General features: G+C 71.8%; 11 protein-coding genes, 1 other RNA gene and 2 pseudogenes. 5 read left to right on the plus strand and 9 right to left on the minus strand.

All coding sequences use genetic code 11. From position 1 onward, the window contains the following. Positions 1–427: 427 nt before the first annotated feature. On the minus strand, positions 428–1,393 hold the full coding sequence (locus AQJ67_RS23305; RefSeq protein WP_062720995.1) for a LysR family transcriptional regulator: 966 nt from the start codon (positions 1,391–1,393) through the stop codon (positions 428–430). Between the two features lie 101 nt (positions 1,394–1,494). On the opposite strand from AQJ67_RS23305, the gene AQJ67_RS23310 reads away from it, so the two are divergent. After that, positions 1,495–2,805, plus strand: coding sequence for an MFS transporter (locus tag AQJ67_RS23310; protein WP_062720996.1), 1,311 nt, complete (start codon positions 1,495–1,497; stop codon positions 2,803–2,805). 81 nt (positions 2,806–2,886) lie between these two features. On the opposite strand, the pseudogene AQJ67_RS23315 reads toward AQJ67_RS23310, so the two are convergent. Next, positions 2,887–4,110: pseudogene (locus AQJ67_RS23315) on the minus strand (cytochrome P450). A gap of 144 nt (positions 4,111–4,254) precedes the next feature. Between AQJ67_RS23315 and yicI the strand changes: the two are divergent. The 3 genes from yicI (at position 4,255) to AQJ67_RS23330 (ending at position 8,636) form a co-directional block, all read left to right on the plus strand. Then, positions 4,255–6,507, plus strand: coding sequence for an alpha-xylosidase (yicI, locus tag AQJ67_RS23320; protein ID WP_062720997.1), 2,253 nt, complete (start codon positions 4,255–4,257; stop codon positions 6,505–6,507). Then, positions 6,507–7,517 carry a LacI family DNA-binding transcriptional regulator gene (locus tag AQJ67_RS23325; RefSeq protein ID WP_062720998.1) on the plus strand — a complete coding sequence of 337 codons (1,011 nt, stop codon included), beginning with the start codon at positions 6,507–6,509 and terminating at the stop codon, positions 7,515–7,517. Before yicI ends, AQJ67_RS23325 begins: the two co-directional genes overlap by 1 nt. A 336-nt stretch (positions 7,518–7,853) precedes the next feature. Further along, on the plus strand, positions 7,854–8,636 hold the full coding sequence (locus AQJ67_RS23330) for a DUF899 domain-containing protein (RefSeq protein ID WP_062720999.1): 783 nt from the start codon (positions 7,854–7,856) through the stop codon (positions 8,634–8,636). A gap of 21 nt (positions 8,637–8,657) precedes the next feature. Here the strand turns inward: AQJ67_RS23330 and AQJ67_RS23335 are convergent, their stop codons facing one another. After that, complete coding sequence (locus AQJ67_RS23335; RefSeq protein ID WP_062721000.1) at positions 8,658–9,023, minus strand: winged helix-turn-helix transcriptional regulator; 366 nt, start codon at positions 9,021–9,023, stop codon at positions 8,658–8,660. 109 nt (positions 9,024–9,132) lie between these two features. Here AQJ67_RS23335 and AQJ67_RS23340 point away from each other — a divergent pair, with 109 nt between their 5' ends. Next, complete coding sequence (locus AQJ67_RS23340; protein ID WP_062721001.1) at positions 9,133–9,978, plus strand: SDR family oxidoreductase; 846 nt, start codon at positions 9,133–9,135, stop codon at positions 9,976–9,978. A gap of 13 nt (positions 9,979–9,991) precedes the next feature. Here AQJ67_RS23340 and dacB read toward each other — a convergent pair. The 6 genes and pseudogenes from dacB to AQJ67_RS23370 form a co-directional block, all read right to left on the minus strand. After that, positions 9,992–11,542, minus strand: a pseudogene (gene dacB, locus AQJ67_RS50745) (D-alanyl-D-alanine carboxypeptidase/D-alanyl-D-alanine endopeptidase). 109 nt (positions 11,543–11,651) lie between these two features. Further along, positions 11,652–11,897: a hypothetical protein gene (locus AQJ67_RS23350; RefSeq protein WP_208615025.1), complete on the minus strand. Its 246-nt coding sequence runs from the start codon at positions 11,895–11,897 to the stop codon at positions 11,652–11,654. A 106-nt stretch (positions 11,898–12,003) separates the two neighbouring features. Further along, positions 12,004–13,083 carry a DUF4232 domain-containing protein gene (locus tag AQJ67_RS23355; RefSeq protein WP_062721003.1) on the minus strand — a complete coding sequence of 360 codons (1,080 nt, stop codon included), beginning with the start codon at positions 13,081–13,083 and terminating at the stop codon, positions 12,004–12,006. Positions 13,084–13,237: 154 nt separating this feature from the next. Beyond that, positions 13,238–13,606: a transfer-messenger RNA gene (gene ssrA, locus AQJ67_RS23360) on the minus strand. A 108-nt stretch (positions 13,607–13,714) separates the two neighbouring features. Further along, positions 13,715–14,260, minus strand: a complete 546-nt coding sequence (smpB, locus tag AQJ67_RS23365; RefSeq protein ID WP_062721004.1) for an SsrA-binding protein SmpB — start codon at positions 14,258–14,260, stop codon at positions 13,715–13,717. A gap of 59 nt (positions 14,261–14,319) precedes the next feature. Further along, on the minus strand, positions 14,320–15,483 hold the full coding sequence (locus tag AQJ67_RS23370) for a S41 family peptidase (RefSeq protein WP_208615026.1): 1,164 nt from the start codon (positions 15,481–15,483) through the stop codon (positions 14,320–14,322). Positions 15,484–15,542 lie beyond the last annotated feature (59 nt).

Consider the following 15,542-nt stretch of genomic DNA (forward strand, 5'->3'; position numbering starts at 1 on the left):
ACCGGAAGAGGAACCGGAAGCGGACGAACCGGAACCGCCCCCCAGGACCTGTGTCTCGTCGGCGTCCGAGGACGCGCGTCCGCCACCGTGGAGTATCTCCGTCTCCCTTGCCTCGGACCGGGAGCGATGGCCCCGACCGGGAACCTCGGTCTCCCCGGTCGCCGGGAAGGCCTGGGTGTCAGCCCGGGAGCCCCCCACGGAAGAGCCGCCTCCGGAGCCCCCCGCGATCTCGGGCCACTCCGGTTGGGCTTCTTCTCGCCACTTCTTCACGCGCACGCACATCCCCCCACGGGACCGTTCTGGGTGCGCGTACGACACTGAGCACCCGTCGCCGTACCGAGCCCCCACCCGGCCGAGCGCCCCCCATTACCACACCGTGCTCAGGCCATGAATGTAGCGCACGCGGAGGTTTCGTGTTTGCGATGTGTCAATCCTGCGCGCTCATAGTGGCCGAATCCTTGGCCGAAAGCCACCCGTCCGCAGGCCTCCGCAGCCAGCCTTCCTCGGCCGCCACCTGGGCCGCAGCCCGTCGAAGGCTGTCGAAAGCGGGGTGCGCGAGCCCCTTTCGCCAGACCAGGGAAACGGGTGACAGCGGCACCGGATCGACCAGGGGACGCAGCACGGTCCGGGGCATGGGCGGGAAGTCCACGACGACGAGCACGGGCGTCCGCGTCTTGGCCATGAGCCGCTCGAACTCCTCGTCGCCCACGGCGAGCGGAGCGGGTGCCGCGAGCTCGATGCCCCGCCCCTCGAACAGCCGGCGCGCGAGGTCGGTCCACTCCGGGGTACGGGGGTTCCCGGCCCCGGCGTAGACGACCTCACCCGCGAGCGCGGCGAGCGGCACCGCTTCCAGCGCCGCGAGCGGATGGTCCTCGGGGAGCAGGATCGCCATGGGCTCGTAGCGGACGGGCTGATGGTCGAGCGCCGCCCGCAGCGCCGGGTCCAGACCGGCGAACCGCCCGAAGGACGCGTCCAACCGCCCGGCGACCATCTCGCCGGCCGCCCACGTCAGGCCGCTCTCGTAGCGGGCCATCAGTTCGTACTCGGGGGCGAGTTCGCGGGCCCGGTGCAGGACCCGGCGCGGGGTGCGCAGGCCCGGGGAGTTGAGGTCCACCAGCAGGGCGCGCGCCTGCGCGAACGCGGCGAGCAGGTCGTCCTGGGCCTGCAGGGCGCGACGCGCGTACGGCACCAGCCGCTCACCGTCCCCCGTCAGCGTGACCTGCCGGGTCGTCCGCACGAACAGTTCGGCGCCCAACTCCCGCTCCAGCCGCCGTACGTCCCGGCTGAGCGCCTGCTGGGCGACGTACAGCCGCGCCGCGGCACGCGTGAAGTGCAGTTCCTCCGCGACGGCGAGGAACGCGCGCAGGAGCCGGGGGTCGAGGTGTGCGGGCATGCCGGGAACATACAGCTCACGCCCGTCTCACAACACAGGTGCGTGAATCAGCGCCCAGCAGGTGTTGGACCCCGTGATCCACTCGGGGCGACGGTTGATTCATGCCGCAACCGTCGTACAGAGAAGCCCCGAAGACCACGAAGACCACGAACTCCCTGAACACTCCGAAAGCCCCCCTGCTCACCCTCACCGCCGACACGATCGTGGCCGTCGACTTCGGCTCCCGCACGAGGAACCGGCCCCCCGGCCCGTACCGCCGGCTCTTCGCCCACCCCGGCACCCGTGCCTTCACCCTGGCGAACCTGACCGCCCGTCTGCCCATGGGCATGTTCAGCGTGAGCGCGGTCGTGATGATCGCCGGCACCCGGGGTTCGTACGCCCTCGCCGGCGCCGTCACCGCGACCGGCCTCGCGGCGACCGCGCTGGTCGCCCCCTGGACGGCACGGCTCGTCGACCGGTACGGACAGGCGCGGGTCGCCGTGCCCGCCACGCTCGTCGCCGCGCTGGGCAGCCTCGCGCTGCTGCTGTGCGTGCGCTACGACGCCCCGGCCTGGACCCTCTTCGCCGCGTACGCCGCCACGGCGACCACCCCCAACACCGGCGGCATGTCCCGCGCCCGGTGGACCCACCTGCTGAAGGGCGACCCCGGGTCCCTGCACACGGCGAACTCCTTCGAGCAGGCCGCCGACGAACTGTGCTTCATGCTGGGCCCGGTGCTCGCGGCCTTCCTGTGCGGAACGTTCTTCCCGGAGGCGGGCACGCTGGTCGGGGCGGTGCTCCTGGTGACCGGCGTGCTGCTCTTCGCGGCCCAGCGCTCCACGGAGCCGCCGCCCCGGGAACACACGGCCGTGCAGTCGCCGCTGCGCGCCCCCGGCATGCCCTCGCTGCTGGCCGTCTGCCTCGCCATGGGCGCCGTGTTCGGCTCGACGGAGGTCGTCACCATCGCCTTCGCGGACACCTCGGGCCACCGCACGGCGGCAGGCGTGGTGCTCGCACTCCAGGCGGCCGGCTCCTGCGCGGCGGGCCTGCTGTACGGCCGGCTCAGGCTCTCGGGCCCCGCCGAGTACCGCTACCCCTGGTGCCTGGCGGCGATGACCGCCCTCCTGACCCTGCCCCTCCTGACCGCCACCCTCACCGGCTCCCTCCCCCTGCTGGCCCTCGCCCTCCTGGTGGCCGGCATGGCCACGGCCCCCACCATGATCACCAACATGGCCCTGGTCCAGCACCGCACCCCGCCCGACCGCCTCAACGAGGGCATGACCCTGGCGGTGACCGCCCTCCTGGGCGGCATCGCGTGCGGCAGCGCGATCGGAGGCTGGACGGCAGAGCACCTGACCCCGACAGCCGCCTACGGAGTCCCCCTCACAGCAGCCGCAACAGCACTACTCATCACCCTGGCAACAACCCCCTAAGGGGCGCGGGGCTGCATCAATATGCGGCTCCGCCGCGTGGGCGCGACAAGCCCCCACGGCGCCGCACCCAAAGAACAACCCTCACACGGCACCCCCCACCCGCTGAACCCGCGGAGCAACCCGTACGGATGCCGGCCCCTTCGCCATCAGCGTGATCCCCGCCCCCAACGGGACCTCCCCCTGCCAGCCCCAACACCGACTCCAGCATCGACAGATGCTGCCCGATACACGCCCGCGGCCCCCCGCCGAACGGAAACCAGGCGTACCGAGGCCGCCCCGCCTCCGCCTCCGGCGTGAAGCGGGAGGGGTCGAACCGCTCGGCGTCCGGCCAGTGGTCGGGGTGGCGCTGGGTGACCCAGGGGCTGACCAGGAGGTCGGCGCCGGCGGGTATCCGTACGCCGTCGATCTCCGCCTCGGCGACCGCCCGGCGGCCGATCACGGGCGCGGAGGGATACAGCCGCATCGCCTCCTTCAGCACCATCGCCAAATACGGCAGCGCCTCCATGTCGTCCGCGGTGGGCGCCCGCCCGCCGGGGCCGCCGAGCACCTGGTCCACCTCGTCCCGTACGCGCCGCTGTTCCTCGGGGTGCCGGGCGAGGAGGTGCAGTCCCGGCGGCCGGCGACGATCCCGTCGCACAGCGCGTGCAGTTCCGCCTGGAGGCGTCCGGCGCGGCGGTTGGCGGGGGTGGGCCAGGTGCGCGGCGGCTTCAGCGGGGAGAAGCCGCGCTTGAGGGAGTACTCCTGGAGTGCGGGCAGGGTGCGCCCGACGACCTCGAAGGCCTGCTCCACATCCGTACCGAAGACGATCCGGCCGACGACGCGCAGCGCGAACCGATGCATCTCACCGACCAGTTCGACGGTCCCGGCGCCGTCACCGCCGCCCGTCGCCCCCCGCCAGGCGGCGGCCAGCACGGTCGCCTCCTCGGCCACCTGGGAGGCGTACCCGTTCACCCGGCGGCGGGTGAACAGCGGCTGCACGAGGCGCCGTTGGCGCAGGTAGGCGTCGTCCTGGCTGGTGAGCAGCCCGTTGCCGACGGACTGGCGCAGTTCCTCGTAGAAGGTGTTGTCCTTGCGGAAGTTGGCGGCCTGGGTGGCCAGCACCTGCTGGGCGCCCTCGGGTGAGAAGACCGCGTAGATCTCGGACCGCAGTCCCGGGGGTCCGGCCCGGAAGCGCACCACGTCGCCATGGTCGCGGCGGGCTCGCAGATAGGCGGCGAGAGGATCGTTCAGCAGGGCACTCATCGAGCCGAGTAACGCGCTCCCCGTCACGATCGGCGCCTGGGCGGCCGTCGTCGTCATCGTCATGGTGCCCCCCTTCCCGTGTCGCCCCATTGACTCACCCTCCGGTCGCACATACCTTCGCCAATCGAAGCGCTTCGACAATCTTGATCGAAACGATTCGACAAAGGACCGAGGACCGAGGACCGGACGCTGTAAGGGACCCCCCACATGAAGTTCACCGACGGCTACTGGCTGCTGCGCGAAGGCGTCACCGCGGCCCACCCGGCCGAAGTCCTGGACGTCACCGAGTCGGCCGGCGCCCTGGAGATCCACGCGCCGACCCGGCCCATCCGCTCGCGCGGCGACCTGATGACGGGACCGGTCATGACGATCAACGCCCACACCCCGATGCCCGACGTCATCGGCCTCACCCTCACCCACTTCAGCGGTGAGCAGCCGCGCGGCCCCGAGTTCGAGCTCACCGAGTCGGCGGAGACGGTGCCGCAGATCTCGTACGACGACGAGCACGCGACCCTGACCTCCGGCGCGCTGTCGGTCCGCGTCGCGCGCGCAGGTTCCTGGCAGGTCGACTTCCTGGCCGGCGGCCGTACGCTCACCTCCAGCGGCCCCAAGAGCATGGGCATCATGCGGGACGCGAGCGGGGCGCATTATCTGCGCGAACAGCTGAACCTCGGTGTCGGTACGTCCGTCTACGGCCTCGGCGAGCGCTTCGGACCGCTGGTGAAGAACGGGCAGGTCGTCGACATCTGGCAGGCCGACGGCGGCACGTGCAGCGAGCAGGCGTACAAGAACGTGCCGTTCTTCCTGACCGACGCGGGCTACGGCGTCTTCGTCGACCATCCGGGCAAGGTCTCCTTCGAGGTGGCCTCGGAGGTCGTCTCCCGGGTGCAGTTCAGCGCGGAGACCCAGGAGCTGACGTACTACGTCGTCTACGGCCCGACGCCGAAGGACATCCTGCGCAAGTACACGGCCCTGACCGGCCGCCCCGCGCTGCCGCCCGCGTGGTCGTTCGGCCTGTGGCTGTCGACGTCCTTCACCACGTCGTACGACGAGGAGACGGTGACGTCGTTCGTGGACGGCATGCGGGAGCGTGAACTGCCGCTGTCCGTCTTCCACTTCGACTGTTTCTGGATGCGGGAGTTCCACTGGTGCGACTTCCAGTGGGACCCACGCGTCTTCCCCGACCCCGAGGGGATGCTGGCCCGGCTGAAGGCGAGGGACCTGCGGGTCTGCGTCTGGATCAACCCGTACATCGCCCAGCGCTCCCCGCTGTTCGCGGAGGGCAAGGAGCTGGGGTACCTGCTGAAGCGGCCGGACGGGAGCGTCTGGCAGTGGGACCTGTGGCAGCCGGGGATGGCGCTGGTCGACTTCACCCTGCCGGCCGCCCGCGACTGGTACGCGGCGAAGCTGGAGGCGCTGCTCGCGCAGGGCGTCGACTGCTTCAAGACCGACTTCGGCGAGCGGGTGCCGGTCGACGTGGTCTGGTCGGACGGCTCCGACCCGGAGCGGATGCACAACTACTACACGTACCTCTACAACCGCACCGTCTTCGACGTGCTGCGCAAGCACCGGGGCGAGGACGAGGCGGTGCTCTTCGCCCGCTCGGCGACGGCGGGCAGTCAGAAGTTCCCGGTGCACTGGGGCGGCGACTGCGAGGCCACCTACGAGTCGATGGCGGAGTCGCTGCGCGGCGGTCTCTCGCTGGGCCTGTCCGGCTTCGGGTACTGGAGCCATGACATCGGCGGCTTCGAGGGCACGCCGTCGGCCGCGCTGTTCAAGCGGTGGCTGGCGTTCGGACTGATGTCCTCGCACAGCCGGCTGCACGGGTCGTCGTCGTACCGCGTCCCCTGGCAGTTCGACGAGGAGTCGGTGGACGTGACCCGCCACTTCACCCGCCTCAAGCTGCGCCTGATGCCCTACCTCTACGAGGCCGCCCGCACCGCCCACACCGAGGGCGTGCCGATGATGCGGGCGATGGTCCTGGAGTTCCCGGACGATCCCGGGTGCGCGCATCTGGAGCGGCAGTACATGCTCGGGTCCGACCTGCTGGTGGCGCCCGTCTTCAGCGACGAGGGGGACGTCTCGTACTACGTCCCCGAGGGCACCTGGACCGACCTGCTCGGCGGGCGGACGGTGACCGGGCCCCGGTGGGTGCGCGAGAAGCACGGTTTCACAAGCGTGCCGCTGCTGGTGCGGCCGGGTGCGGTGATCCCGGTGGGCGCGGTGGACGACCGGCCCGACTACGACCACGCCGACGGGGTGACGCTGCGGGCGTTCGGGCTGGAGCGGGGCGCGCGGGTGGCGGTGCGGGTCGGGGAGGTGGTCTTCACGGTCGTACGGGAAGGGGACACGTTGCGGGCGTCGTGCGGGGACCCGGCCGCGCCCTGGGGGCTGGCGGCGGGCGAGCGCGAGGTGCGGGCGCAGGCGGGGACCGGGTTCCTCTCCCTGGAGCTGGGCTGATGGTGAGGATCACGGACGTGGCGCGGGATGCCGGGGTCTCCCCCAGCACCGTGTCGTACGTGCTCAGCGGCAAGCGGCCGATCTCCGACGAGACCCGGCACCGCGTCGAGGAGTCCGTCCGCCGGCTCGGCTACCGCCCGCACGCCGGCGCCCGTGCCCTGGCCGGCCGCAGGTCGAACGTGCTGGCCCTGGCCGTGCCGCTGCGGCCGGGCATCGACGTGCCGGTGGCGATGCGGTTCGCGGTGTCGGTGGTGACGACGGCCCGGCGCCATGGCCATGACGTGCTGCTGCTGACCCAGGACGAGGGTCCGGAGGGGCTGCGGCGGGTCGTGGACACGGCGTGGGTGGACGGGCTGATCGTCATGGACGTGCAGTTGGACGATCCCCGGCCGGCGCTGTTACGCGGCCTGGGCCGGCCGTCGGTGCTGATCGGCTTCCCGGCGGATCCGGAGGGTCTGACCTGCGTCGACCTGGACTTCACGGCGGCGGGTGAGGCGTGCGTGGAGCATCTGGCGCGGCTCGGCCACCGGGCGGTGGCGCTGGTGGGGTCGCCGCCGGAGGTGTACGTCCGGGGGACGGCGTTCGCCCAGCGGGTGGTGCGCGGCTTCACCGCCGCCGCGGACCGGGGGCGGCTCGCCTCCGCCGTGCACCCGTGCGAGGCCTCGCCCGAGGCCGCCCGGGCGGTCGCCGAGCGACTGCTGCGGGAGCAGCCCGGGTTGACGGGGGTCGTCGTCCACAACGAGACGGTCCTGGAGCCCCTGATCGACGCGTTCGAGGAGCTGGGCCTGCGGGTGCCGGCCGACCTGTCGATCACCGCCATCTGCCCGGACGAGGTCGCCGCCTCCCTGCGAGTGCCGGTCACGTCGATCGCGCTGCCCGCCGACGAGGTCGGCACCCGGGCCGTGGAGCTCCTGATGAGGAAGCTGGACGGAACGGCCGTGCCGGAGGCGACGCTGCTGCCGCCGCGGATGACGGAACGGGGGAGCACGGCGCCGCGGGCGGTCGCGTGAGGGGGCTTCGGGGTGGGGAGGGCGCGGCGTCGCGACGAGGTCGGCACGCGGGCCGTGGAATTGCTGATGAGAAAGCTGGACGGAACGGCCGTACCGGAGGCGACGCTGCTGCCGCCGCGGATGACGGAACGGGGGAGCACGGCGCCGCGGGCGGTCGCGTGAGGGCGGCTCGGAGGGAGCGCGACGTCGCGGGCCGTCGCGTGAGGGGGCCTCGGGGCGGGGAGGGCGCGGCGTCGCGATGAGTTTCGGGCCGGCCGGGAGTCTGGTGTGGTGACCGGCGACCGGCGTAGGACGGCTACGCCGGTGCCCGCGACACCAGACGCCACGGAGGACGCCATGACGACCACGCCGGACGAACCGAACACCGAGCTGCCCGGCCGCCCGCCCGTCGTCGACCTGGCCACCTGGCAGGCCGCCCGCGACGAGCTGCTGGTCCGAGAGAAGGCCCACACCCGCGAGGGCGACGCCATCGCCGCGGCCCGACGGCGGCTGCCGATGGTGGAGTTCGACGGGACCGTCGAGGTCGTGGGGCCGGACGGGCCGGTGCCGTTCCTGGACCTGTTCCAGGGGCGCGAGGAGCTCGTGGTCTACAAGCACATGTGGTACGACGGCGCGCCGCACCAGGGCCAGTGCGAGGGCTGCACCACCACGGCCTGGCACCTGACGGACGCCGCCTACCTCAACGCCCGCGGTGTGTCGTTCGCCGTCCTGACCACGGGCCGCTGGGACGAGGTGGCCGCCTACGTCGAGTTCATGGGCTACACCCAGCCCTGGTACTCGGTGCGCGGCGTGGACGGGCCGGCCGGCGGCGACATGGGGTACCTCACCAGCTATCTGCGCGACGGCGACCGCGTGTTCCTGACCTACTCCACGACGGGTCGCGGCAACGAGCGGGTCAACGGCTCCCTCGGCCTGCTCGACATGACGCCCTACGGCCGCGGCGAGACCTGGGAGGACAACCCCGAGGACTGGCCCAAGGGCGGCAACGCGTGCTGGTCCTGGCGCTCGGACGCGGACGGAAACGCCACCTGGGGCCCGACCAGCCGCCCCGTCCCCCAGTGGACCCGCCCGGGCGCGACCCCCGTGGACACCCTCGGCCGGCAGGGCCACCACCACTGACGCCTGGGCGGCGAAGGAGCCCTACCGCGTTTCGCCCGCCGCGTCGAACTCCTGCCTGGCCCGCTCGACCTTCGGAAGGTTCTGCGCGGACCAGTCGGCGAGGTGGGCGAAGACCGGGGCCAGGCTGCGGCCGAGGTCGCTGATCTCGTACTCGACCCGGGGCGGCACCTCGGGGTGGTACGTGCGCACGACCAGGCCGTCGCGCTCCATCTGGCGCAGCCGCTGGGTGAGGACCTTCGGTGTGATGGTGCCGATGGCGCGCTGGAGTTCGACGAAACGCTGCCGGCCAAACTCGTTCAGCGTCCACAGGATCGGCGTCGTCCAGCGGCTGAAGACGAGATCCACGACCGGCGAGACGGGACACGCCTGCTCCGAGTCACCGCCCATCAGGCCCTCCCAGGGAAGTCACTTTCTTCTAGGTACCTACTATACCGAGGATGCTAGCGTCACGGACATCGCTCAACTCCACCCGCTTTCACCAACTTTGGGAGTTCTCGTGATCACCGTGACCGGAGCATCCGGAAACATCGGCCGCCCGCTCGTCGAGGCGCTCGCCCTCGCGGGCGAGAAGGTGACGGCCGTGTCCCGCAACCCCCTCCCCCACGACCTCCCGGAGGGCGCCCGGCATGTCCGCGCCGACCTCGCCGATCCCGCCACCCTGGGCCCGGCCCTGGACGGCGCGGACGCCCTGTTCCTCCTGCCCGCCGGTGAGCTGCTCGGCGGCGGCCCGCCCGCGGCCGAGGTGCTGTCGGCCGCCGGGGAGGCCGGCGTGCGACGCGTCGTCCTGCTCTCCTCGCAGATCAACGGCACCCGCCCGGACGCCCCCTCACACGGCCGGCTACGGGAGTTCGAGCAGGCCGTACGCTCCTCGGGACTGGCCTGGACGATCCTGCGGCCGGGCGGCTTCGCCTCCAACGCCTACGCCTGGAGCGAGACCGTCCGCACCCGGCGCACGGTCTTCGCCCCGTTCGCCGACGTCGCCCTCCCGGTCGTGGACCCGGCGGACATCGCCGAGGTCGCCGCCCTGGTCCTGCGCGACGAGGGCCACGCGGGACAGACGTACGAACTGACCGGACCGGTCGCCGTCACCCCGCGCCGGCAGGCGGCGGCGCTCGCCGAGGCGCTCGGCGAGCAGGTCGATTTCGTGGAGCTGACCCGTGCGCAGGCGCGTGAGCACATGGCACGGTTCATGCCCGAGCCGGTGATCGACGGCACCCTCGACGTCCTCGGCGAGCCCCTCCCCGCCGAACAGCGGGTCAGCCCCGACGTCGAGAAGCTCCTCGGCCGCCCGGCCGGCCCGTTCGCGGGGTGGGCACGGCGCCACGCCCACGCCTTCGCGTGACGCCCGTGCCGTCTCAGCAGGACAGCGGCTTGCGCCACGAGCACTCGACGTCGGCCCTCGCGTCGCTCCTGAGCGTGGCGGCCGGTGTCGCGGCCTCGGCGGTCGAGCGGGCCAGCGTCACCACGATGGCGTCCTCCAGGGGCTTCACCGACGAGGCCAGATAGTTGTTCAGGACGATGCCGTAGACGAGCTCCCGTCCGTCGGCACCGGTGACGTACCCGGAGAGCGCCGACGCCCCCGTCAACGACCCGGTCTTGGCACGGGCGTTGAGCGCGGCGGGCGTCCCGCACATCCGTGAGCGCAGGGTGCCGCCGACGAACCTGTCGGGCGCGCAGGCGACGGGCAGCGAGCGGTACCAGTCGGCGTACCAGGGCTCGGCGCGCACGGCGAGGAGCAGTTCGACGAGCTGCCCGGCGGGGAAGTTGTCCATCCGCGAGAGCCCGGACCCGTCGACCTGCCGCACCTTCCCGGAGTCGACGCCGACGCCCTTGAGGTAGCCGCTGACCGCGGCGAGCCCGGGCGCGCCGGGCCTCACGAACGAAGCCCGGCAAAGGCGCCCGGGGTGCTCCTCCTGTTGTTGGAGAGCTTCTTGACCTCATCGTCCCCGCGAACAGAGCCGATTCCGGCCCTCGCGGACCAGGCTTTTCTGCTTCACCGCCAACTGCCACCCCGGTCAAGGCTAGGGACGGGGTACCGCCCAGTGGTCTTACGTCGACTCCACAGACCTGACTTCCCGCCAGCCCGGCGGTAGGCCGAAGGCGCTGACGCCCTCGAACACCGAGTACCGTAGCGAATGGACAGCCCCGTGGTGAGGTTGCACCTGACCATCACTCGCACGGGTGACCGGCGCCTCTGTCGTCGCGGAGACGCAGCCGACCCCAGACCACTGTGCCGTGCAGCTGGACCCCGGACTGCGCACCCTGCGTGACCTGCACAGTCACCGTCCGGTGTCGTAGTCGGTGTCCGGCGCCACGCTCAACGCGCTGATCTGCGCGGAGTAGTAGGAGGTCTCGTCGTCGGCGGCCCAGGACCGCCCGAGCCGTACGTCGTCGAACCGGGTGTCGTCGGCGAGCAGCCGTCCCTCCACGCGTCTGATCCCGGCCGCGGCGATGCGCGCGGCCAGTCCGTCGTAGTCGTCGGCGAGCAGGGTCGGGTCTCCGGTGCCGCGCAGATACAGGTCGCCGCGCAGCACGGAGCCGTGCCGCCGTCCGGTGGCCAGCACATCGGTGGTGAACCGGTACTCCGGCCCGAGGATCTCCATGGCCGCCGCCGAGGTGGCGAGCTTGGTGTTGGAGGCGGGCATCAGCCGGGTCGAGGGCAGATGCTGGTAGAGGAGCTCACCGGTGCCGGCGTCCGCGATCACGACGCTCGCCACGCCGCCCTCCATCCGCGTATCGCCCAGAACGGTGTCGACGGCCTCCGGCAGGCCGGTACGGTCCGCGTCCGCACCGGCCTGCGCGCCGGGCCCGAGAACGGCGGCGACGAGCGCCACGGCGACGGGCCAAATCCATCTTCTTCCACGGGAGTTGAAGCCTCTCCCGGACGTTCCCACGGGTCCGCTCATGCCTCAGCAGCATTCCGGACAACCGCCCCCGGCAACAGAGCGCCTCCGCTCCCGCGACCGGCTCAGCCCAGTCCCCAGGCCCGCCCCGTCCGGTACGCGGCGCACAGGTTCACGTCCAGGACATACGCCCCGGCGCTCCCGCACTGCTCGCTCCCGCTCCCCGGGTCGACGGGCTGCCCGTGCCCCGGACGTACCGGAACATGCGCAGCGCACCGGGGTTGGCGCCGAACCCGGTCACCTCCTGGAGCGAGGCGGCCGTGGCTCTGCCCGGCGAGAGGAAGGCGGCGATCAGGGCGGCGACGAGAAGAGTCGCCCCCAGGAGAATGCGACGGTTTGCGGCTCGGGTCTGTGTCATGCGGAGGGACCGTAGAAGCACGAACGACCCGTCGATATGGAATCGGACACCACAACGGACGCCTCCGCCATGGTGGTTCACACGGTGAGGGAGGCGCGGTGGCGGTTCACGGGGAGGGGAAGGTCGGCGAGACCGGGGACGGGAGCGGTGACGTCGGCCGCTCGGCTCCGGTGCCGGTCGCGCGGGACGTCTCGTCCTTCTGCCACGGTCCGACGCCGAGCTGCCCCGTCGTCCCGAGGTCCAGCTCCGGCTGCACGATCACGGGGGCGGCACCGGACTTCGCCCGCACCCGGACGTACGGCACGTTCACCGGATCGCCGAACCCGGTGGTGTTCCGCCATGCGAGCGTCGACTGGGCGGCCTCGCCGGGCCGCAGGGTCACGGGCCGCGGGCTGTCGCCCCCGCCGACGGCGGTGCTGATCCGGCCGGTCCCCTGGAGGATCCGCACACCGTCCACCGAGCCGTGGCGCTCGTCGAGGAGTTCGAGCTCCGGGTAGCCGTTGAGCTCGTAGGTCTTGGTGCCGCAGTTGACGAGACGCAGTCCGACGACGCGCAGGCCCATGGCGGCGTCCCCCTGGTCCGCGTAGACATGCACCCCGGACGCGGGGCACGGCCCCGAGGCGGACGGCGCCTCGTCGGCGGGAACGCTGCGCACCTTGAGCACGTCGACGCCCGACACCTCGGGCGTGTGCATGACCTCCCCCTTCATGGCGACGGCCCCCTTGACGGTCCGCCCCGGCGCTACGTCCTGGACGGTCTGCTCAACGTTGTCGACGGCGCCGCCGGACGAGGAGAGGAAGGAGAAGGTCACCGTGTAAGTGGCCTTCCTTGTCCCGGAGTTGGTGATCTCGAACGCGGCCGAGTAGTCGGCCTGGCAGCCGCTCCCCGCCTCCCAGGCGTACAGGCCGGTGACCTGCACGCCGTCCTCGTCCGGACCGGTGAGAGAGGGCAGGGGCAGCGGCGTCGGCGTACCGGACGGGGCGACGGACGGATCGTCCCCGGCGGAGGACGGCAGGCTGCCGTACTGGGAGTAGCCCGAGGGGCACAGCGCGGCGGCGTTGACCGGCGCACCGGCGCCACCCGCCCGTGCCGCGTCATCGCCCTGCGTGGCGCTCTGGGAACCACAGGCGGCGAGCAGCAGGACACCGGCGAAGGCGGCGGGGACGGTGCGCGAGGCGGTAGGCATCCGCCCAGCTCACCAGGGTGGCGCCCGGCAGGCTGTGACGGAAGCCATACCTCCGGCCACAGCGCTGTCACAGATCACATGACAAAGGCCCCGCTGCCCGAAGGCGGCGGGGCCTTTGCCCACATGGGTGACTGGAGGTCCGAAAACCTCCTGATCGTGGAGATGGCGGGAATCGAACCCGCGTCCAACGGTGCAGAATCAGGGCTTCTCCGTGTGCAGTTCGCTGTGATTTTCTCGGCCCCGGCGATCACGCGAACAAGTCGCCGACGGGCCCAGTCACTGTTAGATTTCCCTCTTCACCCCGTGACCGGGATCAAGGTTTAGTTCCCTAGCTGATGCCAGGATCCGGGTCGGGAACAGCCCCGGGCTGACACTTCGCAAGTCGCTACTTAGGCAGCGAGGGCGAAGGAATCGCGCTTGGTGTTGGCGATTATTTTTTGCGACATATGGTTTACGAGATCATTGCCGCTTCCTCGACACGCTTCCCCTGTTTCAACAGCCGCTGTCGAAACCGATCATCCCCATGTTGCCACTATTCAATTAAAAACAGCTCAATGCGCCCACCAGCCTGGCCGGTGTTGGTGCCATCGTACGTGACCAACGCACGCCGATGCCACTGTATTCCCGCCCGTCAGACGCCCCGCTGCCGCCGCTTCGCCGCCGCGATGGCCCGGTCCGACTCCCGCCGGTCCTGCTTCTCGCGCAGGGTCTGCCGCTTGTCGTACTCCTTCTTGCCTCGCGCGAGCGCGATCTCGGCCTTGGCCCGGCCGTCCTTGAAGTACAGGGCGAGCGGCACGATCGTGTGACCCGTCTCCTGGGACTTGGCCTCCAGCTTGTCGATCTCCTCGCGGTGCAGCAGGAGCTTGCGCTTGCGGCGCGCGGAGTGGTTGGTCCAGCTGCCCTGGTGGTACTCCGGGATGTGGGCGTTGTGCAGCCACGCCTCGCCCCGGTCGATCTGGACGAAGCCGTCGGTCAGCGACGTCCGGCCCTCGCGCAGCGACTTGACCTCGGTGCCCATGAGCACCAGACCGGCCTCAAAGGTGTCGATGATCGCGTAGTCGTGGCGGGCCTTCTTGTTCTGGGCGACGATCTTGCGCTTGCCGCCCTTCTCGCCGTCCCTGGCCTTCGCGCCCGCCGTCCCGCCCTGCTTGGGCTGGGACTCCTTCGGTACGTACATTCCCTTGCTCATAGTGCCGTCCATTTTCGCACTACGCGGGGGGTGGGCGGAAAGCCCTTTTACGAGTCGCCGAGTCCGCTGAGGACCGTCTCGGCCCGCTCCAGGACGCCTCGGTCGGCCTCCAGGTCGGGAGTGATGCCCCGGCCGTCGACGGCCCGCCCGGAAGGGGTGCGGTAGTGCCCGACGGTCAGCTCGGCGACGGATCCGTCGGGCAGGCGGCTCGGCATCTGGACCGAGCCCTTGCCGAAGGTGCGGGCGCCGACGACGACCGCGCGGCCGCGGTCCTGGAGGGCGCCGGTGAGCAGCTCGGCCGCGCTCATCGTGCCGCCGTCGACGAGCGCGACCAGGGGTCTGCCGGTGTCGCCGGCCTGGTCGGCGTGCAGGGCGCGCTGCTCGCCGTCGACGTCGTAGGTGGCGACGAGGCCGCCGTCGAGGAAGGCGGAGGCGGCGGTGACGGCCTCGGTGACCAGGCCGCCGGAGTTGCCGCGCAGGTCCAGCACGACGCCGGCGGTGGCGGGGGCCTGCCGGACGGCGTCGCGGACCGCGTCGCCGGAGCCCTTGGTGAAGGAGGAGATCCGGATGACGGTGATGCCGCCGGCGAGTTCTGAGACGGTGACCGAGTCGGTGGACAGCCGGGCGCGGCGCAGCGTGAGGTCCCACGCGCGCGTGCCGCGCTCCAGGCCCACCTTCACCGGCGTCCCGGCGGGCGCGTCCTTCGCGTCGCCGCGCAGTAACGAGAGGACCTCGGTGACCGGACGCCCGTCGACCGTCCTGCCGTCGACGCTGCGCAACAGGTCGCCGGAGCGGATCCCGGCGGTGGCGGCGGGCGACCCGGCCCGCACCTTCGTCACCTCGATACGGCCGCCCCGCTCGCGCCGGGCCCACAGCCCGACGCCGGTGTACTCGCCGTCGAGGGCCTCCTCGAACTCCTCGTACTCGCCCTCGGAGTAGACGGCGCCCCAGCGGTCCCCGCTGCGGCTGACCGCGCGTTCGGCGGCCTCCACGGGGGACTTGCCGGCGGCCATGGCCTCGGCGGCCGCCGCGGCGACGTCCACACGCCGGCCCGCGGGGGCGGCCGAACCGGCCGCGTCGGCCGAGGATTTCCGGTCGCCGGGCAGGGAGCCGGTCGCCGCACCGGCGACGAGCACGCTCGCGAACACCAATGTCAGGGCGGCCCCGCGGCCGAAGCGGCGGGGCTGACAGAACAGGTCACGACCTGACATGCCGGTGAGTCTAGGACAACGCGAAGGGGCCGCACGGTCCGTTGCCCGTACGGCCCCCT

The sequence above is a fragment of the Streptomyces caeruleatus genome, assembly GCF_001514235.1.
Lineage (GTDB): Bacteria > Actinomycetota > Actinomycetes > Streptomycetales > Streptomycetaceae > Streptomyces > Streptomyces caeruleatus.

Bases quoted from the DNA above. Each gene is read 5' to 3' on its own strand.
- AQJ67_RS23305 (WP_062720995.1), bottom strand. From the start codon at position 1,393: ATGCCCGCACACCTCGACCCCCGGCTCCTGCGCGCGTTCCTCGCCGTC.
- AQJ67_RS23310 (WP_062720996.1), top strand. From the start codon at position 1,495: ATGCCGCAACCGTCGTACAGAGAAGCCCCGAAGACCACGAAGACCACG.
- yicI (WP_062720997.1), top strand. From the start codon at position 4,255: ATGAAGTTCACCGACGGCTACTGGCTGCTGCGCGAAGGCGTCACCGCG.
- AQJ67_RS23325 (WP_062720998.1), top strand. From the start codon at position 6,507: ATGGTGAGGATCACGGACGTGGCGCGGGATGCCGGGGTCTCCCCCAGC.
- AQJ67_RS23330 (WP_062720999.1), top strand. From the start codon at position 7,854: ATGACGACCACGCCGGACGAACCGAACACCGAGCTGCCCGGCCGCCCG.
- AQJ67_RS23335 (WP_062721000.1), bottom strand. From the start codon at position 9,023: ATGGGCGGTGACTCGGAGCAGGCGTGTCCCGTCTCGCCGGTCGTGGAT.
- AQJ67_RS23350 (WP_208615025.1), bottom strand. From the start codon at position 11,897: ATGACACAGACCCGAGCCGCAAACCGTCGCATTCTCCTGGGGGCGACT.
- AQJ67_RS23355 (WP_062721003.1), bottom strand. From the start codon at position 13,083: ATGCCTACCGCCTCGCGCACCGTCCCCGCCGCCTTCGCCGGTGTCCTG.
- smpB (WP_062721004.1), bottom strand. From the start codon at position 14,260: ATGTACGTACCGAAGGAGTCCCAGCCCAAGCAGGGCGGGACGGCGGGC.
- AQJ67_RS23370 (WP_208615026.1), bottom strand. From the start codon at position 15,483: ATGTCAGGTCGTGACCTGTTCTGTCAGCCCCGCCGCTTCGGCCGCGGG.